General features: G+C 45.4%; 24 protein-coding genes and 1 pseudogene. 22 read left to right on the forward strand and 3 right to left on the reverse strand.

Features of this window, described 5'->3' with window-relative positions:
• Position 1 precedes the first annotated feature (1 nt).
• From QFZ81_RS14405 to rpoN, 6 genes are all read left to right on the forward strand, one after another.
• A complete protein-coding gene (locus QFZ81_RS14405; protein ID WP_307603133.1) occupies positions 2-1,645 on the forward strand; it encodes a peptide ABC transporter substrate-binding protein in 1,644 nt (547 codons plus the stop codon).
• A 72-nt stretch (positions 1,646-1,717) separates the two neighbouring features.
• On the forward strand, positions 1,718-2,650 hold the full coding sequence (locus QFZ81_RS14410; protein ID WP_307603135.1) for a S66 peptidase family protein: 933 nt from the start codon (positions 1,718-1,720) through the stop codon (positions 2,648-2,650).
• A 77-nt stretch (positions 2,651-2,727) separates the two neighbouring features.
• The gene (locus QFZ81_RS14415) at positions 2,728-3,831 is read left to right on the forward strand and encodes a dipeptide epimerase (protein ID WP_307443206.1); all 1,104 of its coding nucleotides are present in this window, start codon (positions 2,728-2,730) and stop codon (positions 3,829-3,831) included.
• Between the two features lie 2 nt (positions 3,832-3,833).
• A complete protein-coding gene (locus QFZ81_RS14420; protein ID WP_307603137.1) occupies positions 3,834-4,751 on the forward strand; it encodes a C40 family peptidase in 918 nt (305 codons plus the stop codon).
• Positions 4,752-5,261: 510 nt separating this feature from the next.
• A complete protein-coding gene (locus QFZ81_RS14425) occupies positions 5,262-5,672 on the forward strand; it encodes a glycoside hydrolase family protein (RefSeq protein ID WP_307603139.1) in 411 nt (136 codons plus the stop codon).
• 119 nt (positions 5,673-5,791) lie between these two features.
• Positions 5,792-7,117: an RNA polymerase factor sigma-54 gene (rpoN, locus tag QFZ81_RS14430; protein WP_307603141.1), complete on the forward strand. Its 1,326-nt coding sequence runs from the start codon at positions 5,792-5,794 to the stop codon at positions 7,115-7,117.
• 18 nt (positions 7,118-7,135) lie between these two features.
• On the opposite strand, the gene ablB is transcribed toward rpoN, so the two are convergent.
• Complete coding sequence (ablB, locus tag QFZ81_RS14435; RefSeq protein ID WP_307443200.1) at positions 7,136-7,993, reverse strand: putative beta-lysine N-acetyltransferase; 858 nt, start codon at positions 7,991-7,993, stop codon at positions 7,136-7,138.
• Between the two features lie 346 nt (positions 7,994-8,339).
• Here ablB and QFZ81_RS14440 point away from each other — a divergent pair, with 346 nt between their 5' ends.
• The 5 genes from QFZ81_RS14440 to QFZ81_RS14460 are packed head-to-tail and all read left to right on the forward strand — an operon-like array spanning position 8,340 to position 12,692.
• Positions 8,340-8,603: a YokU family protein gene (locus QFZ81_RS14440; RefSeq protein WP_307443198.1), complete on the forward strand. Its 264-nt coding sequence runs from the start codon at positions 8,340-8,342 to the stop codon at positions 8,601-8,603.
• 33 nt (positions 8,604-8,636) lie between these two features.
• A complete protein-coding gene (locus tag QFZ81_RS14445) occupies positions 8,637-10,001 on the forward strand; it encodes an aspartate aminotransferase family protein (RefSeq protein ID WP_307603143.1) in 1,365 nt (454 codons plus the stop codon).
• The gene (locus QFZ81_RS14450) at positions 9,985-10,713 is read left to right on the forward strand and encodes a CoA transferase subunit A (protein WP_307443194.1); all 729 of its coding nucleotides are present in this window, start codon (positions 9,985-9,987) and stop codon (positions 10,711-10,713) included. Before QFZ81_RS14445 ends, QFZ81_RS14450 begins: the two co-directional genes overlap by 17 nt.
• Entirely contained in the window at positions 10,680-11,342 is a 663-nt protein-coding gene (locus tag QFZ81_RS14455; protein WP_307603145.1) for a 3-oxoacid CoA-transferase subunit B, read from the forward strand. The genes QFZ81_RS14450 and QFZ81_RS14455 overlap by 34 nt, the downstream gene beginning before the upstream one ends.
• Positions 11,343-11,393: 51 nt before the next feature.
• Positions 11,394-12,692 carry a peptidase gene (locus QFZ81_RS14460; protein WP_373463673.1) on the forward strand — a complete coding sequence of 433 codons (1,299 nt, stop codon included), beginning with the start codon at positions 11,394-11,396 and terminating at the stop codon, positions 12,690-12,692.
• Between the two features lie 310 nt (positions 12,693-13,002).
• On the opposite strand, the gene kamA is transcribed toward QFZ81_RS14460, so the two are convergent.
• Together kamA and QFZ81_RS14470 are read right to left on the reverse strand one after the other, a co-directional pair.
• Positions 13,003-14,430, reverse strand: coding sequence for a lysine 2,3-aminomutase (gene kamA, locus QFZ81_RS14465; RefSeq protein ID WP_307443190.1), 1,428 nt, complete (start codon positions 14,428-14,430; stop codon positions 13,003-13,005).
• Positions 14,431-14,547: 117 nt separating this feature from the next.
• On the reverse strand, positions 14,548-15,996 hold the full coding sequence (locus QFZ81_RS14470; protein WP_307603146.1) for a sigma-54 interaction domain-containing protein: 1,449 nt from the start codon (positions 15,994-15,996) through the stop codon (positions 14,548-14,550).
• A 242-nt stretch (positions 15,997-16,238) separates the two neighbouring features.
• Here QFZ81_RS14470 and QFZ81_RS14475 point away from each other — a divergent pair, with 242 nt between their 5' ends.
• The 11 genes and pseudogenes from QFZ81_RS14475 (at position 16,239) to QFZ81_RS14520 (ending at position 25,397) form a co-directional block, all read left to right on the forward strand.
• Complete coding sequence (locus QFZ81_RS14475; protein WP_307603148.1) at positions 16,239-17,219, forward strand: NAD(P)-dependent alcohol dehydrogenase; 981 nt, start codon at positions 16,239-16,241, stop codon at positions 17,217-17,219.
• Between the two features lie 73 nt (positions 17,220-17,292).
• A complete protein-coding gene (locus QFZ81_RS14480; RefSeq protein WP_307443185.1) occupies positions 17,293-18,768 on the forward strand; it encodes a protein adenylyltransferase SelO in 1,476 nt (491 codons plus the stop codon).
• 433 nt (positions 18,769-19,201) lie between these two features.
• Positions 19,202-19,681: a MarR family winged helix-turn-helix transcriptional regulator gene (locus QFZ81_RS14485; protein ID WP_307443183.1), complete on the forward strand. Its 480-nt coding sequence runs from the start codon at positions 19,202-19,204 to the stop codon at positions 19,679-19,681.
• Positions 19,682-19,865: 184 nt separating this feature from the next.
• The gene (locus QFZ81_RS14490; protein WP_307603150.1) at positions 19,866-20,924 is read left to right on the forward strand and encodes a hypothetical protein; all 1,059 of its coding nucleotides are present in this window, start codon (positions 19,866-19,868) and stop codon (positions 20,922-20,924) included.
• Positions 20,914-21,081 (forward strand): helix-turn-helix domain-containing protein, encoded by a 168-nt coding sequence (locus QFZ81_RS37330; RefSeq protein ID WP_373462645.1) that lies wholly within the window; start codon positions 20,914-20,916, stop codon positions 21,079-21,081. The genes QFZ81_RS14490 and QFZ81_RS37330 overlap by 11 nt, the downstream gene beginning before the upstream one ends.
• A 325-nt stretch (positions 21,082-21,406) precedes the next feature.
• Positions 21,407-21,649 carry a hypothetical protein gene (locus QFZ81_RS14495; protein WP_307603152.1) on the forward strand — a complete coding sequence of 81 codons (243 nt, stop codon included), beginning with the start codon at positions 21,407-21,409 and terminating at the stop codon, positions 21,647-21,649.
• A gap of 158 nt (positions 21,650-21,807) precedes the next feature.
• A pseudogene (locus tag QFZ81_RS14500) lies at positions 21,808-22,089 on the forward strand (spore germination protein); the annotation flags it as partial.
• 351 nt (positions 22,090-22,440) lie between these two features.
• Positions 22,441-23,580, forward strand: coding sequence for a peptide-methionine (S)-S-oxide reductase MsrA (gene msrA / locus QFZ81_RS14505; RefSeq protein WP_307443178.1), 1,140 nt, complete (start codon positions 22,441-22,443; stop codon positions 23,578-23,580).
• 63 nt (positions 23,581-23,643) lie between these two features.
• Positions 23,644-24,117 carry a DinB family protein gene (locus QFZ81_RS14510; RefSeq protein ID WP_307443176.1) on the forward strand — a complete coding sequence of 158 codons (474 nt, stop codon included), beginning with the start codon at positions 23,644-23,646 and terminating at the stop codon, positions 24,115-24,117.
• Between the two features lie 92 nt (positions 24,118-24,209).
• A complete protein-coding gene (locus tag QFZ81_RS14515) occupies positions 24,210-24,785 on the forward strand; it encodes a TVP38/TMEM64 family protein (RefSeq protein WP_307603153.1) in 576 nt (191 codons plus the stop codon).
• Positions 24,786-24,947: 162 nt separating this feature from the next.
• Complete coding sequence (locus QFZ81_RS14520; protein WP_307603155.1) at positions 24,948-25,397, forward strand: TetR/AcrR family transcriptional regulator; 450 nt, start codon at positions 24,948-24,950, stop codon at positions 25,395-25,397.
• The last annotated feature ends 194 nt before the right edge of the window (positions 25,398-25,591 follow it).

Here is a 25,591-nt window from a genome sequence, read left to right on the forward strand (position 1 = left end):
CATGAAAAAAGTTTCAGCAATGCTAATCAGCTCCGTATTGGTATTCAGTACGTTACTAGCCGGATGCAGCAAAGATCCAGGGTCCGGAACGCAAGAGTCTGGAGCCAAGCAGACGGAAGCAGCCAAAGAAACGAAGTCCAAAATCCTCCTTTACAACAATTTAAAAGAACCAACATCCCTCGATCCTCCGAAAGGATTTGACCAAGTTTCTTACGACGTTGTCAATAATGCGTTTGAGGGATTGACGCGTCTTGGCAAGAACCAGTCTCCTGAGCCAGCTATGGCGAAAGAGTGGAAAGTCACTCCTGATGGGAAAAAGTACACGTTCACGCTTCGTGACAGCATTAAGTGGTCCAATGGAGATCCGGTAAAAGCTGCCGACTTTGAGTATGCATGGAAGCGTCTGTTGGATCCGAAAACTGCTTCTGACGCAGCTTTCCTCGCATATCCTATTGAAGGTGCAGAAGCTTTCAACTCCGGTAAGGGTACTGCGGGCGATGTGAAAATTAAGGCTCTGGACGACAAGACACTTGAAGTTACTTTGACACAGCCTGCTTCTTGGTTGATTGGCATGATATCCAGTCCGGCGTTCTTCCCGGTACATAAGGCAACAGTAGAAAGCAACGCCAAATGGGCCGGCGAAGCGGCTACGATTGTAAGTAACGGGCCGTTCAAAATTACCGAATGGAAGCACGATAGTGAGCTGAAAATGGTGAAAAACGACCAGTACTGGGATGCCGCAAACGTAAAACTGACGGGTGTTACTTTCAAAATGATCAATGATACCAACACCGCTTACCAGCTCTTCACTACTGGCGAGCTTCATACAACCGGATCCATTCCGGCTGACATGAGCGATAAATTGTTTGCAGAAAACAAAGTGAAGGTTGAAGATGCTGCAGGAACTGCGTTCTACCGCTTTAATGTGAAAATGGCACCTTTCAATAACGTCAACATTCGTAAAGCTTTTGTTGGGGCTGTAGACAGACAGAAGCTTGTAGATTTGGTATTAAAGCAAAAGCAGAAACCGGCAGACGGTTATGTATCTCCTGGACTCAAGGATCCTGCGGGTGGAGACTTCCGCAAGGTTGGCGGCAGCCTAATCAAGTTTGATGCGGCCGAAGCGAAAAAGCTATTGGACAAAGGGATGCAGGAAGCCGGATACACGAAGCTGCCAGAAGTTACTTTGACTTATAATACGAACGATGTGAGTCAACGAATTGCTCAAACGCTTCAAGCTATGCTCAAAGATAACTTAGGTATCGATGTGAAACTGGCAAACAAAGAAGGAAAAGTTCTGACTACCGAACAAAAGGCTCTGCAGTTGCAATTGTCACGTTCTTCGTTCCTCCCGGACTTTGCCGATCCGATCAACTTCCTGGACGGCTTCCAATCGACGAATCCGTTCAGCCGAACAGGGTGGGTTAACGCTTCTTATGATAAATTGATCAAAGACGCATATGTAGAATCGGATGAGGCTAAACGATACAAAATGATGCATGATGCGGAGAAGATTTTAATGGACGAAGCTCCGGTTCTGCCGCTTTACTTCTATAATTCCACTTACCTGCAAAGCGACAAATTGGAAGGCGTCGTTAGACACGCTTTCGGCTTCCTCGACTTTAAGTGGGCGGATTTAAAATAAAATCGGATGATCAAGGGATGCACCTGTAAGAGGTGCTTCTCCCTTTTTTTCATGCGGGTAAGGAGTGCCTTGATGGTTGAGCTTATAAAGCCTAGGCGGTTAAGCCCTGGCGATACGGTAGCCATAACGGCGCCGGCTAGTTGGTCTGACAAGGATCAAGTGAAAGCGGCTTCGTCCTATCTGGAGGAGCTGGGGCTCCATGTGCGGCTGGGAAATACCCTCTCTATGCAGCATGGCTATCTGGCAGGAACGGATGAGCAGCGGGCAGCGGAATTGAACGAAATGTTCGCCGATCCGACGATCAAAGCGATCATTTGTGCGCGTGGCGGTTACGGTACCGGGAGAATGGCAGATTTGCTGGACTATGAACTCATTCGCGCTAATCCGAAGATTTTCTGGGGTTATAGCGATATTACCTTTCTACATGCGGCGATAGGTCGTTTAGCGGGTTTGGTTACTTTTCATGGTCCGATGTTGATCGATCTGGGAAAAGAGGATGTGCACCCGCTCACGATTCAAAATTATGAGACGCTTCTTCGCCCTTCCGTTCTTCGCTATACGGAGGAGATTTCCCCTCTGCAAACCTTAGTTGAAGGAGAAGCGTGCGGGGCCCTCGTGGGAGGGAACATTTCCTTGATTGTTAGTACGCTTGCAACTCCTTATGAGCTGGACACGAGGGGGAAACTCCTTTTTATTGAAGATATTGACGAAGAGCCCTATAGGTTGGATCGGATGTTAAACCAGTTAAGACTAGCAGGTAAATTCGCTGAAGCAGCCGGCATTCTGATCTGCGATTTTAACAATTGCGTGCCGAACAAACGGAAAGTGTCGCTTACTTTAGAGCAAATATTTAACGATCACATCGTTTCTGCAGGGAAGCCGACACTCGCTGGATTTAAGATCGGCCACTGCTCTCCCAATATTGCGGTTCCGATGGGCATAGGAGCAAGAATGAGTACGTACGATAAGCTGCTGGCATGTATGGAACTCGGTGTAGAGGCATAAGCTTATGCTTCCGAAGTCGTTTTGTGGCATAAGCCCGCTTCGCTTGCATAGCTGCACAAAACTTTCAGGAGGCAAACATGAACATTCAAAGTGTTGAAGTAATGCGGCAATCGACTCCGCTCATTAAGCCATTTAAAACAGCACTGCGTACGGTGTATAAAACGGAGTCTATCATCGTTCGGATTCAAGCTAACGATGGCAGGATCGGATGGGGAGAGGCACCGGCAACGATCGTAATCACCGGCGACAGCTTGGATAGTATCCATTCGTCTATTGTAAATACGTTCACCCCCTTACTTATTGGCAAAAACGTACTGGCGTACGAGCGCATTCTGCAGGAGATTCATCATTCGATGATAGGCAGCAGCAGTGCCAAAGCGGCAGTAGATATGGCTATATACGATCTGGTCGCGCAGTATTGCGGTTTGCCATTGTACCAGTTCCTAGGTGGATATAAGGATCAGATAGAGACAGATTACACGGTAAGCGTCAATTCACCTAAGGAAATGGGAGAAGACGCTATCCGTTATGTGCAGGAAGGCTTCAATGTACTGAAGATAAAGGTTGGCAAAGATGTTATCCAAGAGGATATCGAAAGAATTAAGGAAATCCGCAGTTGTGTCGGCAGCAGTGTGAAAATACGCATAGATGCGAATCAGGGGTGGCAGGTAAAGGACGCCATCCGGACTATCCGCCGCATGGAGGATTTGGGGCTTGATATTGAATTGGTAGAACAGCCAGTGAAAGCTAACGACATTGAAGGGCTGAAAATGGTTACAGATAGTGTGGAAACCCCCATTATGGCAGATGAGAGTGTATTTTCTCCGGCACAAGCCTTCGAAGTGCTGAAACACCGCGCAGCCGATCTGATTAATATCAAACTGATGAAATCCGGCGGTATTTACAAAGCGCAAATTATTAACCATATCGCAGAAGAATTCGGTGTCGAGTGCATGGTGGGAAGCATGATCGAATCTCGTGTGGCTGTAACAGCAGCAGCTCATCTGGCAGCTAGCAAGAAGAACATTACCCGTTTTGATTTCGATGCTCCTTTAATGATGCTTAACGATATTGTGGTTGGCGGTGTGAAATATGACGGCAGAATGATGACCTTCCCAAAAGAAGCAGGCCTTGGCATTCGGGATGTGGTCCCCAGCGAAAGTGTTGTGGGGTGGTCATGAGTATGCAGAAACGGATGACAGTCGGTGTTTCCGTCGCAACGGTTTGGACGAAGCCGGAATCTCCTCGGCTAATGGATGAGCCTGCATTGAAGCATCCAGCCGAAATCAGAGTATGGCTGAGCAGCATGACTTTGGACGATAAGCTGGACTTGTGGGAAGGGAACCGGATTCAGACTCAAATTCTTTATGGTACCTACGTTCTTGTCATGGAAGAACTGGAAGATTGGATCAAAGTGCTCATTCCGCAGCAGGGAACACGCAAGGAAGCTTTAGGCTACCCCGGCTGGGTGCCAAGATGCCAGCTAGTTAGAGAGCCGGAAGCCTATGCGGGCTCGAAGAGAGCGGAAGTGATAACAGCTCAAGCGTGGCTGTATCGGAATCCGTCCGAACGCTCGATCGAGTTGAGCTATCTGACCTCTCTTCCTGTCCTTGATGAAACCGAAGAATGGGTAAAGGTGAAGACGCCAGAGGGTGATGGTTGTTTAAAAGTGAACGAGGTTCGCCTGATCGATGGCTCTCTGATCCCCGAGCCTAGTGAAGGCCACATCGGACGTGGAATCGTGGAGCAGGGGAGAAGATTTCTTGATCTGCCTTATTTATGGGGCGGAATGTCCTCATTTGGCTACGATTGCTCCGGTTTTGCATATAGCATGCACAGATATTTTGGGATTTCGATTCCAAGAGACGCCTCTGACCAAGCTAAGCAGGGAACGCTCATTGCAAAGGAACAACTGGAACCGGGGGATTTGCTCTTTTTCGCTTATGAAGAAGGCAAGGGAGCTATTCACCATGTGGGGATTTACGCTGGAGACAATCAGATGATCCATTCCCCTGAATCGATCAAATCAATTGAAATTGTGGATTTAAGCAGCTATAAGTTAGCCAAAGAGCACTGCGTGTCAAGGCGTTACTGGAGCTAGCGCAGTGTTCAAACAGCTCGTAAGATGATGATCTTACGAGCTTTTTTTATTCTAAATGAGTGAATAGTTAAGGGGGTACATAGTATGATGAAGTTTTATAACCTTCGAACGAAGATCTTGACGGCTATTCTGATCCTTTCGATGGTGTATCCAGTCATCGCTTTACCATCTGCATCCGCAAGTGCACCGACTGTTTAGGGTGAAGCTGACGGATGGAGGCGCTTATCTCGGTATTGTAGTCCGATACACAGATGCAAGCAATTACTATATGTTCAGAGTAAACAAGACAAGTGAAGCCAGAGTCGAACTCAGCAAAAATGTGGCCGGCACGTCGACAAAGTGTCCTATAAGGCAGCAGAGGAAATGTCCTTTGATGAATCGAATCTGTCTGAAGCTGCAAGCGAGACGACCACGGTCACGCCAACGGATTCAGATGATCCAATCCCTGACCCGACGGAGTAGGGGAATATTGCCAACGGCATCCCTTGGTTAGACACGGACGGCAATGTGATGCAAGCCCATGGCGGCGGCGTCATCAAATCGGGCGACACGTACTATTGGTTCGGTGAAGACAAGAGCCACAATTCGGCTTTGTTTAAGGCGGTATCCGTATATGCATCTAAGGATTTGATCCAATGGGAGTTCCGCAATCAGGCGCTCACGATTGCGTCCGATCCGGCCAACCTCACAAACGCTAAGATCGAGCGGCCTAAAGTAATGTACAATGAGAAAACAAAGAAATATATCATGTGGGGCCACTGGGAGGTCGGCAGCAATTATAACGAGGCAAATGCTTACGTTGCTGTATCGGATACGGTAGTAACCGAGTCTGTCTACGGCTCAACCGCTCCGACATGCGGCATCCATACTCAATGCGAGCGCAAACTACTTGATCGCATTGTGGACTATATCGTAGTGTAATAGGAGAAGACGTCAATATTTCAAACGGCGTCTTCTTTCTTTTCTAGTCGAAATGGACAAAAAGGGTTCGTACTTGAATACATATATAAGCAAAGCAAAAACATAAAGGGGTGATGTACATGCGCCCAGGATACGGAATGTTCCAACAACAAGCCGTAAAAATGCGAATGACTCCGCAATTGCGAAAAGCCATAACGATACTGCAACTCTCGACACCGGAATTGCTGGAGGTTGTCCAGCAGGAGATGAATGATAACCCGGTATTGGAATTCAGCGGAAACGAATGGGATGCTTATAACGCCTCGCATAAATTCCATACTGCATCAGTCAGGCGTGAACACATCTATGACCCCATTCATCACGCAGCATCAAACGAGGTATCCTTGGAAAGGCATTTAAAGGAGCAGTTGGGCTTTGTAAAAAAGATCCAGCCATCCATTCGTAAAATGATCGCGTTTATGATCGGAAATCTGGATGATAATGGATATCTTGTACCTTCCTTAAATGAAATATCCGACGTATGTAAGGTCGATCTTGCTCAAGCGGAGCTTGCCCTAAGGATCTTGCAGGGCTTTGAGCCCATCGGCGTGGGAGCAAGAAATTTGAGAGAATGTCTGCTTCTTCAGGTCCAGTCCTTGTCGAAGTACTTTCCGTTAGTATCCTTACTAATTCGTAATCATCTAAAGGATGTTGCGGATTATCGCATTCATAAATTGTCGACGATGCTGCAAGTGACAGCACAAGAACTTCAGGCTGCGATCGATGTGATCAAAGGGCTGAATCCTAGACCCGGTGCAGCCTTTCACACAGAAGCTATTCATTATATCATTCCCGAGGTCATCATCGAGAAGGCAGGTGAACAGCTCGTTGTGTTGATTCATCAAACAGCGTCGCCCCGCCTCTCCGTTAATGGTTATTACGAACGAATGGTGAAGGATAGTAGCGACAATAACGAAGCAACAAAGTTCCTCTTTGGTAAATTAAATTCAGCGATGTTCTTCCTGAAGTGTTTGGAGCAAAGACGAAAGACCATATATCGCGTATCGCAAGCTATTGTGGAGGAACAGACCGATTTTTTCTGGAAGGGAACTTCCAATCTCAAACCGATGACTTTGAAGCGAATTGCCGATAAATTGGGCGTACATGAATCGACGGTCAGCCGTGCAACGTCTGGAAAATATGCCCAAACCCCATGGGGCATCTTCGAGTTGAAATACTTTTTCCCCTCCGGTTTACAAATGGACCTTGGAGATTCAGCGTCCTCGGAGCACGTAAAAGCGAGAATAAAGGAATGGATCCATGGGGAAAACCACGCCAAGCCTTACTCCGACCAGAAGCTGACAGAGTTAATGATGAAGGAAGGCATTCAAATTTCTCGCCGTACGGTAACCAAATATCGGGAGGAGTTAGGCATTTCTTCTTCCCTGAGAAGAAAACGCATATAGTTTCTAAAGGGGTCAAAATCACTTCAGCATTTTGGCCCACAAATTCATGTCCTCAAATTTATCGTAGATATCGCAATTTTTCGTTAGTCTGCCGTAATAACGGTATCCCATCTGGAAGAAAACGGCATTCATACCGAAAGAAAGGGCTCTGGATAAGGAGTAAGCACAAGTGATGTTTCGTGCGATTAATTCATCTTCCAAGGCATGCATAAGAAGTCTCATGAGTCCTTGATTTCGATAAGCAGGGAGTGTGGCGCAATCCGTCATTTCCGCATTGGCGTAGACCGTATTGATCTCAGCGGAGGCGGCGCTAATCAGTTGATCCGGCGATTCTACGAGATAATAAATCGTTCCCTCGCGCATGGTTTTTTCGACGTAAAAAGGATCATTCATCGGTGTCGGGTACGTTTGAAATATTTGATCGTATAAAACAGAAAGCCGCTCAGCATCCTCCATCCGAGCTATACGCAGTGTATAGTATTCAGGAACCAAGGGCCGATCCGGCTTGAGGGGAAGAGCTAGCACTTGCTTTAGAATTTGATCTTCCTCCATCCAATAGTCGCTAGTCCGCCGCTCAAGATCATTATAAAGAGCCATACAGTAAGCATCGCCACCGTTGAAATATCCTTTATAAATTCCCTCCAGCATGCAGCCTTTGGATAGAAAGGTTTGCCAATCATCCTCTCTCGATTTAATAAACACTTTGGTCAAAGCATTGGCTTTGGCAATTTCACCTATCCTCTTGCAGACGGCATCCACATTTCCCAGATAGTCATCCACCCGCAGCCTTTTGTTAAAAAAATCGAGGCAAAAGCTTACCGTATAATCGTCGCCTTTCTCAACTTGATTCGTATACGTTGGCTGATTATTAGGCATCCTGCATTCCCCTTTCTCCCTAAAATGGTTCTATTCAGTTATTTGCAAAAATGGTGCCAACTGCAAAACGAGATCATGGTTTGTGCTGCAAGCACGCAATACCGTATGAATTCTAATTTTTTGCTGCCAAAAATATAGCTACTGCCAAATAATTGGCGGCTTTTCCCGCGATAACCTACCCTGCAGAAGTTAGATGCCTACTTCGAAAAGTTGGTATGTATTTTGCATAGTAATCAGGTAGCGATAAGAATGTTCTAAACAAATAAATTCTGGGGCCCCCGCAAAGTAATAGGACTAAGCTTCGAAGCATTACTTCACTTTGTGGGGTACATTGAGGAGGAAGCATATGAAGTGCATGTGGTGTGAAACGGAGGATATCCGTGAAAGCGTGAAAGATTGCTACTGGGTCATGCCGGATGGGAGAGTGGCGGTTCAGATTTTGGAAGTTCCCGCTATCGAATGTTCCAACTGCCGTACTTACGTTTTGGAGAGCACCGCGCAGCAAATTGAAGAGACATTATATTGGCATGATGTGTCCGCGCTTGGAACCTCATTTCGTTATGAAGATCTGTTGAAGGCTCCGCGGGTTAAGAATATGTTTCTCAAATAAAACCGTAGCGATGGTTACAATGGGGGGAGCCTTATGAAGCGGGAGCATTTAATCAAGCCGGTTTTGGATCACCATTATCCCACCATTCAATATGGAAAAGGCGTCTTTTTGTACGATGATCAAGGCAAAGCCTATATAGACGCATCGTCGGGGGCTGTGACAGCCGGAATCGGGCACGGGGTTCAAGAAATCATCGATGCGATGCTGGAGCAAGCGGGCAAGGTCTCTTTTGTCTACCGTTCTCAGTTTACAAGTGAACCAGCCGAAAAGCTGGCGAAGAAGCTAAGTGATTTGGCGCCAGGCAATGATTACTGGGCTTTCTTTGTGAACAGCGGATCCGAAGCAACGGAGACGGCGATGAAGATTGCCATCCAGCACTGGCAGGAGAAGGGTCGCCAAGGAAAAAATAAAGTTATTTCAAGAAGGATGAGCTATCACGGTATAACGATGGGCGCTCTTTCGATGTCAGGCCATGTACTTAGAAGAAGACGATTTATTCCGTTATTAGAGGACTTTCCAGTTGTCGTCCCCCCTTATTGCTACCACTGTCCCTTGAACAAGACCTATCCGGATTGCAAGTTAGCGTGTGCGGACGATTTGGAAACCGCCATAAAGCGGATCGGCGCCGAACATATCGCCGCATTCATAGCAGAGCCGATCATTGGTGCTGCAGGTGGTGCTATTGTTCCACCTGAAGGATATTACAAGAAGATCAAGGAGATCTGCGAACGGAATGAGATTCTTTTTATCGCCGATGAGGTCATGACGGGAATTGCCCGTACAGGAGCTATGTTCGGCATGGAGCATTATGGCGTCGAACCGGATCTGATGGCTCTAGGAAAAGGCATGAGCGCCGGATATACACCAATGGCAGCAACGTTGGTTAAAGATCACGTGATGGAACCCATTTTGCAGGGATCCAAAAGCATCATGTCCGGCCACACTTACAGCGCAAATCCGCAATCAGCGGCAGTTTCACTGGCGGTTCTCGCCTATATCGAAAAGCATCAGTTAGTCAGGGCAGCAGAGATCAAAGGCAGTTATTTGCTGGGCCAGATGCGCCAAATGGCTGACGGGATCGAGATCATCGGCGATGTAAGGGGCCAAGGACTTCTTCTGGCCATGGAATTTGTTTCCGATCGGACCGACAAGAAGTCGTTTCCATCAGGGCTAGGTGTCACCTCTCGAATCGTCGAAAAAGCCTTTCAAAAAGGCCTTCTCGTGTACCCTGCGGCAGGCGCGATGGACGGGGTAGGGGATGTCATTATAGTGGCTCCACCTTTTGTGATTACAGAAGAAGATATCGACCAGCTCGTGCTGATTTTGGATGCATCCATTCGGGAAGTTATGGTTGAGTTACCCGACTCGTATTGGAGGAGAAATGATGATCCCACGTGAGAACGCACATGTCATAGACGGAAAAGTAAGGACCTTGGAAGAGGCACTTCTAGCGATAAACGATGGCTGTACGTTGATGTATGGCGGGTTTGGCGGCATAGGAACGCCTCCAACGATGATCGAAGGTATTTTGCAAAAGGGGATTAAAGATTTAACGATCATTGGGAATGATACCGGGTTTCCGCAGATTGGCATAGGTCGCTTAATCACAGCAGGCAGAGTAAAGAAGGTGATTGCCTCCCATATCGGCTCCAATCCTAACGCCGGCCTAAGGATGGAGGAAGGGACGATGGAGGTAGTGTTTTACCCGCAAGGAACGTTGGCGGAAAAAATTCGGGCAGGCGGCGTAGGTCTTGGCGGGATATTGGTGGATGTCGGTGTCGGAACGATCATGGAGCAGGGAAAGGCGACTGTTTCTATCGACGAGAAAAATTATCTGGTGGAGCCGGCACTGACGGCAGACGTTGCCATTGTTCATGCGAAAAAAGCCGATACTTACGGGAATCTTGTCTATGATAAAAGCGGAAGAAACCTAAATCCATTGGTTGCCATGGCCGGGAAATTTACGATTGCTGAAGTTGATGAGATTGTACCGCTAGGCGAACTTGACCCCGAAAACATTGTAACGCCGGGGATTTTCGTAGATATGGTGATATTGAGCAGAGGGGTGACTTGGGAATGGGTATGGGAAAAGAAACCCGCGTCCGAATAGCAAAGCGGGCTGCTCAAGAATTAAAGGACGGCATGGCTGTCAATCTAGGAATCGGCATCCCGACCCAGGTTGCAGATTACGTCCCTGAAGGTATTCATGTTGTTTTTCATGCGGAAAATGGAATTTTGGCTGCAGGGGGCGCCCCGCTTCCTGGGGAAGAAGATGCTTTTCTCTGTAACGCAGGCGGATACCCCGTCACGATTACTAATGGTGCTTCCTACTGCGATAGCAGCATTGCTTTTGCCATGATTCGCAGGGGATGTATCGATATCTCGATTCTTGGTGCGCTAGAGGTCAGTGAGCGTGGGGATTTGGCCAATTGGATCGTGCCGGGGAAGCGGGTGGCAGGGGTCGGAGGGGCGATGGAGCTTGCGCAAAAAGCCAAAAAAGTCATCGTTCTTATGAACCATGTCAATCGGCAGGGGGAATCCAAGGTTAAAAAACAATGTGACTTGCCGCTAACAGCGCAGACATGCGTCAAATTGATTATTACGGAAATGGCCGTGATGGAGGTCACGGATCAAGGATTGCTTTTAAAAGAAATCATGCTTCCTTATACGGTAGAGGACGTTGTAAATCACACGGAAGCTGAATTAATCATTCCGGAGAACATCTCGTACATTCCATAAACGTGTGTTACAAACTCAATTTCTTATGCATATCTGAAGGAGGGAATTCCTTTGCCCAATCTGAACGCTGAACTGCAAAAGCAAATACATGAGTGGATTAGGCTTCATCGTGAAGAAGGAACCTGTTTTCTGCAGAAGATGGTCAGAATCCCCAGCACACAAGGCAATGAGAAGGAGGTCCAGGCCTTAATTGCTGATAAATTTCGTGAGTTGAGACTGGACGTGGATGTATGGGAGCCGGATGGAGAGAACCTTGAGACACATCCTTATTTTTGTTCTCCTAGAAAACGGTTTACAGGCAGTCCCAATGTAGTCGGAGTAATGAAAGGTTCCGGAGGGGGACGTTCTATCCTACTCAACGGTCATATAGATGTCGTTCCGGAAGGAAATCGAGATCAGTGGCAAGATGATCCATTTAGCGGCAATGTGATGGACGGGAAGCTGTATGGACGCGGAGCAACGGATATGAAAGGCGGAAATCTCTCTCTCCTTCTTGCTGTGGAGGCTATTCAGAGTCTTAGCATTAGGTTGAATGGTGACGTCATTGTTCAAAGCGTCATTGAAGAGGAAAGCGGAGGGGTAGGGACATTGGCTGCGATTGTGAAGGGATATCGAGCAGATGCGGCCCTTATTCCGGAGCCTACCAATTTACGCATATTTCCGAAGCAGCAGGGCTCTATGTGGTTCCGTATTGAGGTCAAAGGCCGTTCAGCTCATGGCGGAACCAGGTACGAAGGGGTTAGTGCCATTGAGAAAAGCATGATCGTGATGCAGCATATCCGGAAGCTTGAGGAGCAAAGAAATGCTCGGATCTCGGATCCTTTGTACGCTCAAAATCCTATTCCTATCCCTATTAATATAGGTGTCATTCAAGGAGGCAATTGGCCTTCTTCCGTTGCGGACACTGTAAAGTTAGAGGGAAGAATGGGCGTAGCACCTGAGGAAAAGCTTGATGAAGCTAAAGAGGAAATGACCCGTTGGATGGAGGGGCTTAAGGGAAAAGATCCTTGGTTTGAAGAACATCCGGTTTCAGTTGAATGGTTTGGAGCCCGGTGGGTCCCAGGCAGCGTGGATCCAGGGCATGATTTGATGCGGGTTCTGATGGAGCAATATCGGGAGGTTAAGCAAGAAGAACCTACGATTGAAGCATCGCCATGGGGAACAGACGGCGGTTTGCTGACGCAGCTCGGCGAAACACCTTGTATCGTTTTTGGCCCAGGCATCACACAAGTGGCCCATTATCCTAACGAGCACATTGTGCTGGATCATGTGTTTGAGGCAGCGGAGATTATCGCATTGACCCTGATTCATTGGTGTGGTTTTGACGGAGCTGAAATTGACATGATTTAAAAAGTAGTCTACACATGGGAAAAAGATCTCACCCACGCGATTGATGATTGACGTGGGCGAGGTCTTTTTTTGTGACATTTAATACGTTATTTTGCCGTTTTTGTTTCTAATATGGCAATTAAAGCGGATATAAGGGATCGACGTTCCGCTTCTCTAGCCAAACAGGTGCTTTCAAGCATAATAACGAATCGTCGTTCCCTTTCAAGAGCTTTCCAATGGTTGGCAGGAACCCGCTCCCAATGCCGCCAACGTGTATGAAGGTTGATCTATACGAAGAACCTGACGTAAAGCCTCTGGTTTTTTCAAACACTCAGTTCTCCGTATTTGGAATACTCTCTTTATCCTCTTTATTTTCGTTTCTCTCTTTATCCTTTTTAATCTCTTTCTGCTGCGCTTTCATCAATTTGTCTTTCATTTCATCCCTCTTTGGCCGACGTTCCTTCAACGATGCGTGCTCCGGTGTATCTTGATAAATTTTCCTTCTGCCAATCCGGCGCAAATTTTCTGGCACTAGGTTAAATTTTTCATCTTTCATGAGCGAAATAATTCCGGTGCTTTCCGGCTGTTTCTCGATGCCGTAGATTTCGTTGAAATATTCGTCTGCACGGCCTGGTTCATAGTTTTTCGGCTCGGGGTAACCGACTATGACACCTTCGTAATTACGCAGAATGACCTTATCCTGGCTTTGCGAGATTAAATAGTTAGGCTGAAGCGCAATTTTCCCGCCGCCTCCTGGAGCGTCGACGACGAAAGTTGGTACCGCATACCCTGAGGTGTGGCCGCGAAGCGATTCGATAATTTCCAAACCTTTGGAAACAGGTGCCCGGAAATGACCGATCCCTTCGGATAAATCGCATTGATAAATATAGTAAGGACGAACACGTATTTTCACAAGATCATGCATGAGTTTTTTCATAATATAGGTACTGTCGTTAATACCGGCCAGAATCACCGACTGATTGCCTAAAGGGACTCCGGCATTAGCTAGCATTTCGCAGGACTTTTTCGCTTCGTCCGTCATTTCCAAAGGATGATTAAAATGGGTATTCAGCCAAACCGGGTGATATTTTTTGATAATGCTGCACAAATGCTCCGTAATCCGTTGCGGGAAAACAACCGGGGCCCTCGTACCGATACGAATGATCTCAACATGGGGAATCGCTCGTAAATTTTTCAAAATATACTCCAAAATATTGTCGTTAATCAATAGTCCATCCCCGCCAGAAAGCAGAACGTCACGCACCTCGGGCGTATTTCGAATATAAGCAATCGCATCATCCAATTGTTTTTTGGGAACCCCCATGCCCACCTGGCCGGAGAAGCGGCGGCGTGTGCAGTATCTGCAGTACATCGAACATTGATTCGTTACCAGAAATAGAACCCTGTCAGGGTAACGATGTGTTAAACCAGGGGTAGGGGAGTCTTCGTCCTCGTATAGGGGATCCTCGAGATCATACTTAGTTTTCAATAATTCGGCGGAAATGGGAACAGATTGCATGCGAATCGGGCATCGCGGGTCATCTGGATTCATCAATGAAGCGTAATAAGGGGTAATATTTAATGGAATGGTTTGCGTTGAAATACGAACACCCTCTTCTTCCTCGGGGGTTAAATTCACTACTTTCTTCAGATCTTCCAAGGTACGAATGGTATGTGTCAGCTGCCAAAGCCAATCATTCCATTGCTCATCCGTTACATTTTTCCATAGATCAACTTGCTTCCAGTCACGTCGTTCCATTATTGCACCTCCAGTAATGATGCCTTCTTATAATAGGACGATGCAAAAAGCATGCCAACTTTTCACCACAAACTGAAAAGCAAAAAGGACTCCTGTCGGAGTCTGAACTAATGATGTTTAGGGCTTTTTCACGATGCCGTAGCGGTTCAGTTTATACTGTAAAGCTTGGCGCTTGATTCCTAGAGCTTGTGCGGTGAGAGTGATGTTATATTGATGATTTTCTAATGCATCCGTGATGGTTTCCTTTTCCATTTGCCTCACTTTATCTGTTAATCTACCTGCTGAAATTGTTGTCATTTCGTCACTCCACGGAGCGGATAGCCGGGTGGGAGATGCGGTTTTTATATGATTCCCCATGAAATAAGCGGGAAGGTGACTTTCTTCAATGATTTCACATTCCAGTTCCATCATATTGTAGGTGGATTCGATGGCATGGCTTAATTCCCGTATATTGCCGGGCCAATGGTAGTTCATTAAGCAATTCATTGCAGCTGGGGAAATGCCTGTTATTTTCATGCCGAATACGTGATTAAATTTATCAATAAAGTGGTAAGTGAGGATAGGAATATCTTCTTTTCTTTGCACAAGTGGTGGAAGGTACAGATTCACGACGTTTAGCCGGTAGAAAAGATCGCTGCGCAGCAATCCTTTGTCTAATGCTTCCTTCGGGTCTATATTCATGGCTGTAATGATGCGGACATCGACTTGCTGTTCCTGGGTTCCCCCGACTCGGCGAACAATCCCGTCTTGAAGTACCCGCAATAATTTGGCCTGCAAAAATAAATCCAAGCTATTTAACTCATCCAGAAAAAGAGTTCCGCCGCTAGCTTGCTCAAATAAACCAGCTCGGTCAATAGCGCCAGTAAACGCTCCTCTCGCAGTTCCGAACATAATACCTTCCATCAGCTCGTTGGGGACTGCCGCGCAATTTTGAGCAATAAATAGACGGTTTCGGCGGGCTCCGGCATTGTGTATGCTCTGGGCGAACAATTCTTTACCAGTACCGGTAGGTCCGGATATCAAAACAGGTGAGCTAGTACGAGATGCCTTTTTGGCGAAGGAGACGGTATGTAAGAAGGTTTCGCTATTGCCAATTAAATCACTGAAATGGTATCGAGCGGAGCTTGCGTTTTTCTTATCTTTTGATGGTGATTCGTAGATTTGATGCCTGAGATCAAGGATTTGGTCGTGGAGATGAACAATGCTTGTTATATCCTTTGCCACTTCTAAGGCACCGATGATTTCACCATTTTCCAAAAGAGGATACGTGCTGTTAATGGTAGTGATCCGTTTCCCCGTTACGCTCACGTATGTTTGTATTTTTTCTCGTATTTCTATACCAGTTTGCAGAACTTTAATGAAGGTGCTTGTTTCATTCGTTAAGGAAGGAAATAGGTCGAAGAAGTTCTTTCCTACAACTTGTTCTCGCTTAAAACCATCGGTTTCAGCCATCTTATCATTATAAAAAATGGTTATTCCCTTGTTATCAATCAGATGAACACCGACATCAATGATATTCAACATTTTCTCAAAATACTTCGATCCATGATCGTTCTGCTCGGACATTATGTTCACCTGCCTCATGTAGAATGGTTCAATGGTTCAATTAACACCTTATGAGAGTTTGTCTGGAAAAATGACCAGTGGAAAAACAAAAAAGGCATCGTGTATTCCCTAATTTCTTCGTCATTTAATGTATATTAATCTTGACATTACGTATATAATAAATTACATTATGTATATAATACTTTACATTTATTACACAACAACTTCGCTGCATGGAAATACAGAGTAGGAGGGAATCCCGAATGAAAGCAATTGTATGCACCAAGTACGGATCACCGGATGTTCTTCAACTTATGGAGGTAGAAAAGCCTACCCCCAAGGACAATGAAGTACGAATCAGAGTATGCGCGGCAACAGTAGGGCCTGCTGATTGCGCCTTTCGAAAGGGCGACCCGTATATTGTCAGACTTATCTACGGTCTTCGCAAACCGAGAAACCCAATACTGGGGTTTGAGCTAGCAGGGGAAATCGAGGCAGTAGGAAAGGATGTGCAATTATATAAAGAAGGTGACCAGGTTTTTGGTTTAAGTGCAAAGATCTCTGGTACTCATGCCGAGTACAAATGTCTGCCTGAAGACGCCCCACTAGCAATCAAATCGTCCTCTATGTCCTATGAAGAAGCCGTCGCCGTCGTCGATGGGGCAACAACTGCGTTGACTTTCCTTAGAGATAAGGCAAAGATTCAAAGCGGACAAAAAGTCCTGATCAATGGCGCTTCCGGATCGGTAGGTATTCATGCGATACAGCTTGCCAAGTTCTATGGGGCAGAAGTTACCGGGGTATGCAGTTCCACGAATATTAGTTTGGTTAAGTCACTGGGAGCTGATAAGGTCATTGACTATACCAAAGAGGATTTTACACAAGCAAGTCAGTCCTATGACGTTATTTTCGACGCGGTAGGCAAGCGTTCATTTGCTCAATGTAAAGGATCGCTAACGCAAAGTGGAGTCTATCTTTCTACTGTCCCTACGTTGTCCATTGTGCTGCAAATGTTTTGGACTTCAATGATCGGCGGCAAAAAAGCCATATTTGTGACTGCAGGCTTAATTCAGAATAAAGAAAATCTAATCTTCCTTAAAGAGCTATATGAGTCGGGGAAGATAAAATCGGTCATCGATCAACGCTATCCGTTGGAGCAGACTGCTGAGGCTCACCGTTATGTAGATAAAGGACACAAAAAGGGAAGTGTAGTCATCACTATTGGACATAATAGTAGGAGCTAACAAAGCGTTGCAGTTGATGGCGTAGAACTGTGATAATATAAGATACAAAAAGACAAATGAAAAAGGAGCTACGATGACAGAGAAAAAAACAATGATAGAAACAGGATGGAACTTCGACAACAGTTATGCTCGTCTGCCGGAATCACTTTTTACCAGACTTAATCCAACTCCTGTTCGCTTACCGAAGATAATTATTCTTAATGATCAGTTGGCAACATCCTTGGGGTTATCCGTCCAATCGCTGCAAAGCAATGATGGTGCAGCGGCGTTGGCCGGCAACCTGATTCCCGAAGGGGCTTTGCCTCTCGCCCAAGCCTATGCAGGGCATCAATTCGGGCATTTTAACCGGTTAGGGGACGGCCGGGCTCATCTGCTTGGCGAACAGATCACTCCTGAAGGTATGCGGGTTGATATTCAGCTGAAGGGCTCAGGTAGGACGCCATACTCCCGCGGGGGCGATGGTCGAGCGGCACTTGGACCGATGCTGCGTGAATACATCATCAGTGAAGCCATGCATGCGCTTGGTATTCCTACCACACGCAGCCTAGCGGTGGTAACAACCGGTGAGTCGATAATCCGTGAAACCGAGCAGCCCGGTGCCATTCTTACCCGCGTAGCTGCCAGTCATCTGCGCGTCGCAACCTTTCAGTATGCTTCTAAATTTGGCACTGCCCAGGATCTCAAAGCTCTGGCTGATTACACCTTGCAAAGACATTTTCCAGAAATTGAAGCTGCTGATGAGAACCGCATCCTTTTACTACTTCAAGAAGTGATCAAGCGTCAGGCCGTACTCATCTCCAAATGGCAGCTCGTTGGCTTTATTCATGGGGTGATGAACACCGACAACATGGCGATTAGTGGAGAAACCATTGATTACGGTCCTTGTGCCTTCATGGATGCCTATGATCCGGCAACGGTATTCAGTTCCATTGATAAGCAGGGCCGCTATGCCTATGGTAACCAGCCATATATTGCTGCATGGAATCTCGCCAGATTTGCTGAAACCCTACTACCGTTGCTTCATGACGACGAGGCACAGGCTCTCAAACTAGCTGAGGATGCGATTGCAAGTTTTTCCGAGGTGTATCACCGTAATTGGTTCGCAGGCATGAGGGCAAAACTGGGAATCTTTCATGAAGAACAGCAGGATGAATCTCTTATTAAAGACCTGCTCACTATGATGCAGAAGTATAGTGCGGACTATACCAATACTTTCTGGGCATTAACTTTTGATAAGCCAGACGAGACAGCCCTGTTCGGTACCACGGAATTTGATCAGTGGCATGAGCAGTGGCAGGCGAGACTAGGCAGGCAGCAGGAAACAAAAGACTCCTCAAATCAGTTGATGCGCAGCAGCAATCCTGCGATAATCCCCCGTAACCACCGGGTAGAAGACGCATTAGAAGCCGCGGTGGAACAAGGAGACTATAGCGTGATGGAGCGGCTTCTTGATGTTCTTTCAAGACCCTATGCGCACTCCCCCGAACAGGCTGATTACACACTGCCTACACAATCAACACAGCCTTACCGAACCTTTTGTGGTACTTGATTTATGTTTGAACTTTAAAAGATAACCTGACTAACAGGTTATTTTTTTTGTTTGAAATTATGGCTTTCTTAGTAATTAAAATCGTTAATTTCGTAAATAAAGTGGAACTTGAAAATTTGTTAACATAATAAATGTTATGAAATCTTATTAAAGCTCACTCCATTAATTGGTACGATTAAGGTGAAACGGGAGGCTGCGGAGTGTATTTCAAAAGTGAAGGTGATGTTGGGAAATAGCAGCTTTCTGGTTAGACATAATGTGATAAAATGGTAGAAACTTGAATGTTACACTGAAAACAGTGTGAAGGCTTATTTTTTATACTTCTAAAAAAACATTTTGATCGTAACCTATTTGTACTTGCAAAATGTTACGAAATCGTAGTAAGATCAAACTGTTAAATTAATCTTCTTTCTTAGGCATGGAGGTACAGCAAGTGTTAGATCGAATGTTAGAGTTATTTTTGCAAAACGGCCTCAGACCTTTGAGTTTATTATCTGAAACGGCTAAATTTGAACAGGAAGTGAACCGTTCCGATCTTTCAGCATTGTTGGTTCTGCACTTCCGTGGTGAAATGTCAACTTCCGTGCTTGCTACAGAGTTAGGGGCACCTCTGAGTACAGTTACAAGTCTGGTTAAACGACTCGTTCGCAAAGGACTTATAAATCGCGCTCATTCTGATAAGGATCAACGGATCATTCTTGTTCAACTAACCGCGGAAGGAAAGGAATTAGCCTTGCAGGCAAGAGCGATCATGGAAAATATGTTCCTACGCGTTCAGTCTGCACTCAGTAATGATGAGCTTCAACAGTTCCTCTCGTTGGTCGTGAAAGTCGGGAAAGCCTTGCAAGGGAATGAAAAGAAAGAGAACGGAACTCAAGATGCTAAATTGCGTAAAATAGCGATTGACGATTAATCATTATAAATTTTTTTGCATAAATAGTACGAAATCGTAATAAAAATAGGGGGTTGCCAATTGAGTTGGGAAAACGAGTGTTGCCGCTGCTATTGGAAAACATTAAAACTGCTTAGCTATCCTAATTTACTAAAATGGTGATTAATCCGGAAAAAATGGTCATTGCTGAAGCCAGGTGAAATTCATGAAAAGTATGAAGAGGAAATTCGGACTTGTTTTAGCCCGCTGCCGATTTACAGTATTCCCAGACGAACTTACGATTGAGTGCGTCCGTTCGAAATATCAGAAGGAACTGGTATCCCGCCGACACTTACCAGTCATGCTTGCCCAGCTTCTGCGAGGGGAGGTCCAAGAGCCGGACGTTATTGGATCGAAACTGATCGAACAACTGGACCGGCAGGCAGGAAGTTGGAGATTCGTTCTTATTGAAGGTTTGAAGGGGGACGACTTGGATTTCTGCAAAGCTTTGGATCTATCCCCACAAAGTATGTTCATCGATCTGTACGGGAGCCAATTCGGCTTGGTGGTCCAGGGAACTGAATTGGCACGAGAGATGGCGGAGAAAGTCTGCAGCGAACTTCGGAAGCGGGGGACGAATTGCAGTGTGTCGGTGGGTCCAACTGTTTCATTTCTCCGTGATTTGGCCCATTCCTATTCTGGTGCGGTGGAGGTTTCGGTTTACCACTTCTTCCACACTGATGCCGGTCTGGTCAATTATGAGATCGTGAGCGAGATGGAGGTCAGCTACGACTTGCAAGCCATGGCTACAGTTGAGCAATTGCTGGCCGCCGCCGAAAGGCTGCAGGAGCAGGAAACTTTTCGAATTCTGCAAGGACTGTTCCAATTTCTACGGGAAACCATGACCGCACCGGAAGTAGTGCGCATGATAAGCATCAACCTCGTGCTGAAGAGTATGGAGGTGCTCCGGGAACTGGGGGCTGCCACGGATATAGGACAGCAGCTTCGCGGGTTTCTCCGGACGGAGCCGAATTCACTTGCGGGGCTGGAGCACATCCTGCATGCTTACTTAACCGAATTTATGACCCGGTTGCGGAAGCATAAGGAAGCTAGCTACGGTCATCCGCTTCGCGGGATCGAATGCTACATCCAGGAGAATTACCGAAAGTCGATTACCATTAAAGAGATCGGAGAGCAGTTTTTTATGAACCCGGTCTATTTGGGTCAGGCTTTTATGAAGAAACGGTATCGGCATCATCGAATGTATCCACGACATGCGGATTGAAGAAGCCAAGAGGAGACTCCGGTATTCCGACGATACGGTCCGTTCCATCGCGGAGGATATCGGTTATGTGCATTATCATCATTTCCTGAGGGAATTTGAGAAAAGGGTGCCGGAAAAGCCGATCCAGTACAGGAAGACGTCAAGATTTAAAGATTAGGGGGAGAACTTTAATCTATTGATAGTAAGATTACGGCGGAGAACCGGATGAAGATCGGGGAGATTCTTCCGGGAGGAGGGCCGGCATGATTTCGAGGAGGTGGACGAAATCGTGGATTTCGCCGTCCGGTGGTACGAGAATCGATCGTGTAAGGAATGATTTCATATGTTGACCTGGAATCTCAGACACTCATCATGACGAGCCATGTCTTTATTTGCTGAGGGCGCTTTACCTTCATATCATCATGGGACTCGGTATCGAGGTATGGCCTGGAGTCATCCACCACGAAAAGCCGTGGGAACTGATGGAGGGAGTAGTCCAGTGCATGTTGGCTGCCTTTTCGGCTCTATCCGTCCTGGGGCTTCGGTATCCACTGCAGATGCTGCCTTTGCTTCTGTGGGAATTGGTGTGGAAGTCGATCTGGCTGATCGTCGTTGCGCTCTCACTGTGGTCCACCAATAACCCTAGCCGCCATGTGAAACTACAGGGCGGCTTTTTTGGATTTTTCGAGGCGGCTTATCGGGAATGGGATAATGTTCTTGTCATTTATGTTACTCTATTGGAATAATAGCAGTGATTGTGTCAACCAGGAGGATCTTTCATGAGTCAATGGCTCATTGTTTACATTGATAACTTGATTGATATTAAAATACTTGAAGAGCATGTCATTAAACCAAGCTAACGAGCGTAACAAGGGATACGTTTCCGAAGGAAGCAGGAGATCTTAAAAGTGAGATGATCTCCATAGGAACCACGAATAGCTCTACAAAAGTATCGTATACCATACGAAACGTCTTAGAAGGTCATGCCGCCATTCTATTGACAGGCAGCAGTAACGTAATGACGGTTTCAATTCCCGGTTCATCCAAAAGAAGTATTGAGGAAGCGTCATACGAGCCAGTTATACGCGGCCCAAGGGACGGTTTTATCGAACAGATTTCAACACTTCGGCACGTCGCGTCCCGAGACGCCCATGACATTGGAAATAACGGAATGTTGCCCCTGTGATTGACCGAACGAGAGAAAGAGGTACTAGCTTTATAGGGTCAAGGATTAAATAGTAAAGATATTGCAGCTTACTTTTTATTACGGAAGGTACAGACATTCAATATAATTCAATGGGCATGACTTTTGGCATAGAGCGTGAGATTTATCATGCTTTAGCGACCAAATGTTCTGCCTTTTTCTTTGTAAATACATGACCTTTCACAGATTTGCTTCCGTTCTTTTCTTGTTAAAATCCAAGTGTAAGAAAAAATAAAGGAGGATAAACTTTTTTTGTAATTAATTGTTTTTTGAACAACTAAGAAGATAGGGGAGGCACGATCCCTAATAGATACCACGGAGGTGAAGAAGATATTGAATTTTAAAAAAAGTAAATTAGTTGTGTTAACCATTGCCCTATTAGTCTTTATTGTTTATTCCTTTTACAGTTCGTTTCACAAAAAAGAGATAGTGAAGGCTCAAGAGGTTTTAACTACGGTTAATGAAAATTCGAGCACGCCTTACGAAACCGCTATTTTTGCTGGTGGTTGTTTCTGGCATATGGAAGAGGCTTTCGAAAAGCTTGACGGTGTCTTGCGTGTTGAAAGTGGTTATACAGGTGGACATAAGGAAAATCCAACCTATGCAGAAGTGGGTTCTGAAACTACAGGACATCTCGAATCGGTGGAAGTTCGTTATAACCCGAAACAGATTACGTATGACAACCTCCTTCAAGTTTTCTGGCGAAACGTTGATCCTACCAATGCAGACGGTCAATTCGTTGATCGTGGCAATGAATATCAATCCGCTGTATTTTACAATAGCAATGAACAGAAAGAGTTGGTTGAAGCATCCAGAGATGCATTAGTAGCATCAAACAGGTTTGATAAACCAATTGTAACTAAGATTTCATCTGCATCAACGTTTTACAAAGCCGAAGTGGAACATCAGGATTATTACAAAAAAAATCCAATCAGCTACAAGATAAGTGAGCTTGGCTCTGGTCGCGATGCATTTTTGAATAAAACTTGGGGCAAGGATCGGGAAGTGAAAATTACTGCAAAAACAGTTATTAATAAAGATTTTAATAAGGAGGAAAAGCTGAAAATGCTGACTAAGCGCCAATACAACGTAACTCAGAATGGTATTGATGAGCCGCCATTTAATAACGAATATTGGGATAACAAAGAAGAAGGTATTTACGTGGATATTGTTTCGGGTGAGCCTTTGTTTAGCTCAAAGGACAAATTTGATGCAGGCACGGGCTGGCCTAGTTTTACAAAACCTTTGGAGCCAAATAATATTATATTAAAAGAAAGCTCTGGTTTTCTATCATTGACTACGCAGGTCAGAAGCCGTAATGCGGATTCCTTTCTAGGCGATGTGTTCAAAGACGGACCCAAACCAACGGGATTGCGTTACTGTATTAACTCTGCGGCCTTACAATTTATACCGAAAAATGAACTTGAACAAAAAGGATATGGCGATTATGCCGAGTTGTTTAATCAACAGTAACTGCGGTATCATTTGAAGTTACATGGTTAATATAAAAAACCTAAATATAAGGAGATTGTAAAAATGAGAAAAGATTTCGTTTACCACCTATATAATGTTGAACACGATAACTTTCTAAACCTGCTTGCTAAATGTCCAGAGGACAAACGCATGGTCGTCCCTGAAGGTTTTAACACCAGCCTTTATTGGCATTTAGGGCATGTACTTCGGGTTACTGAGTTCCACGTGTTTGACCTTGGTGCACAACCAACGAGCCTTCCGCAAAAGTACCATGATATTTTCTTTTATGGAACGAAAGCTACGGAATGGAAAGAAGAGCAGCTGGCGCAGTTGCCTGCATGGGACGAGATGATCGCTCTCTTGAAAGAACAACGCGAACATCTTTACAATACGTTCAAAGACAGACTGGAAGAGCCTGTACCAGAGAACTTCAAAAAAGCTGAAAATTTTGGAGAGCTGATGCTCACGACTGCGGCGCATTTATCCAATCATAATGGCGTTGTAGCCGCAATGCTGCAAATACTGCAACTAAAATAATAAGTAAAACAAAAACAGCAGTCCAAATTCTATATTTGACTGCTGTTTTTGATAAATAAACAAAAGTAGAAAAGCCACATGAGGAGATTGGAATGAAACAACGATCATGGCTAATCAAATCATTATTGTTCATCGTAGTAGTCGGAGGTTTATTATGGTTCAATCATAAAGTTTTGCATCTCAGTCCTGAAGGCATAAGGACTTGGATATTAACATTCGGAGGGGCTGCGCCAGTACTGTTCATCTTCATTTATGCGGTGCGTCCTTTGATATTGTTTCCCGCGTCCGTTCTTTCATTGACTGGCGGATTGGCTTTCGGTCCGGTGTGGGGAACCGTGTATACGATCGTCGGTGCGACGATAGGCGCGGTGTTGTCTTTTTGGTTAGCGCGATTTTTGGGTAATAAATTGGTTTCCACGAGGTCGAAGGAGAAATGGGGCAAGCTTGAAAAGCAACTGCAGCAGAAGGGCTTTATCTACATTTTGCTTCTGCGGCTGATTCCCATATTCCCGTTTGATCTTATCAGTTACGGAGCAGGCGTGGCCAAAGTGAATTTTTCGTCATTTTTATTCGGTACACTTCTGGGAATCATTCCAGGAACGTTTGCTTATAGTTTTCTGGGCTCGAGTTTTCTGCATGAAAAGAAGTCATACATTGTCTTGACTTAAATCGACATCAAGTATGAAAGCCCGACCAATGCTGTGGGCCTTTGTTTCAAAACGGGGCAGCTATGCTGCGCGGCGGCACGGTGGCAATCGAGTCGAACAAAAGAATTATGGAAATTTTAAATGAAGCGATCACCTCCCTCGATCTCCCTGTTGGATAATTCGATGTTACTATGGGTATTGTCGGAGGGAAATGCAGAGAAGTTAAGGGCGCTTGACTACTTATCTACTAGTAAGTTAGAATATGAGTATGGAAACAGAAAAACACAAATTCTTGACCTGTCGCTGGATCTGATTTGCGAAAAAGGATATGTTGCAAATAGTTATGACGATATATCTAAGCACTTAGGCGTGACAAAGGCAATCATTCATTACCACTTCGAAAAAAAGGAGGATTTAGCGGTTGCTTTAACGGATAGGATTCATCAGTCTTTGAAAAGTTTAAGATTGTCCTTGAATAAAGATTCAATACCCGTCGAAGAGAAAATTAAAAGATTCATCGCCAAACAATTAGAGCTGGGGGTAATGGCATATGTCCAATCTCTTCGCTTCAAACGGACTATGAATCCTTCCGGAAGTCGTTCAAGTAAAGGTCCAAGAACTAAGCCAGTTTGAATTGATGAGTTGGATGGAACTTCTAGGAGAAGCGCAGAAAGAAGGACTAGTTAAAAGTTCCGTCGACATTGAATCTTTAGCTTATACCGTCCTGTCAAGTTTTAAAGGTGGCTTGCAGTACAATCGTGTGTTAAAAAAAGACATCTTACCTCAGATCACTGATCAAATAGTTAGATTAATTATAAGCTAAATAT

This window comes from Paenibacillus sp. V4I9, assembly GCF_030817295.1.
In the GTDB taxonomy this organism is placed as follows: domain Bacteria; phylum Bacillota; class Bacilli; order Paenibacillales; family NBRC-103111; genus Paenibacillus_E.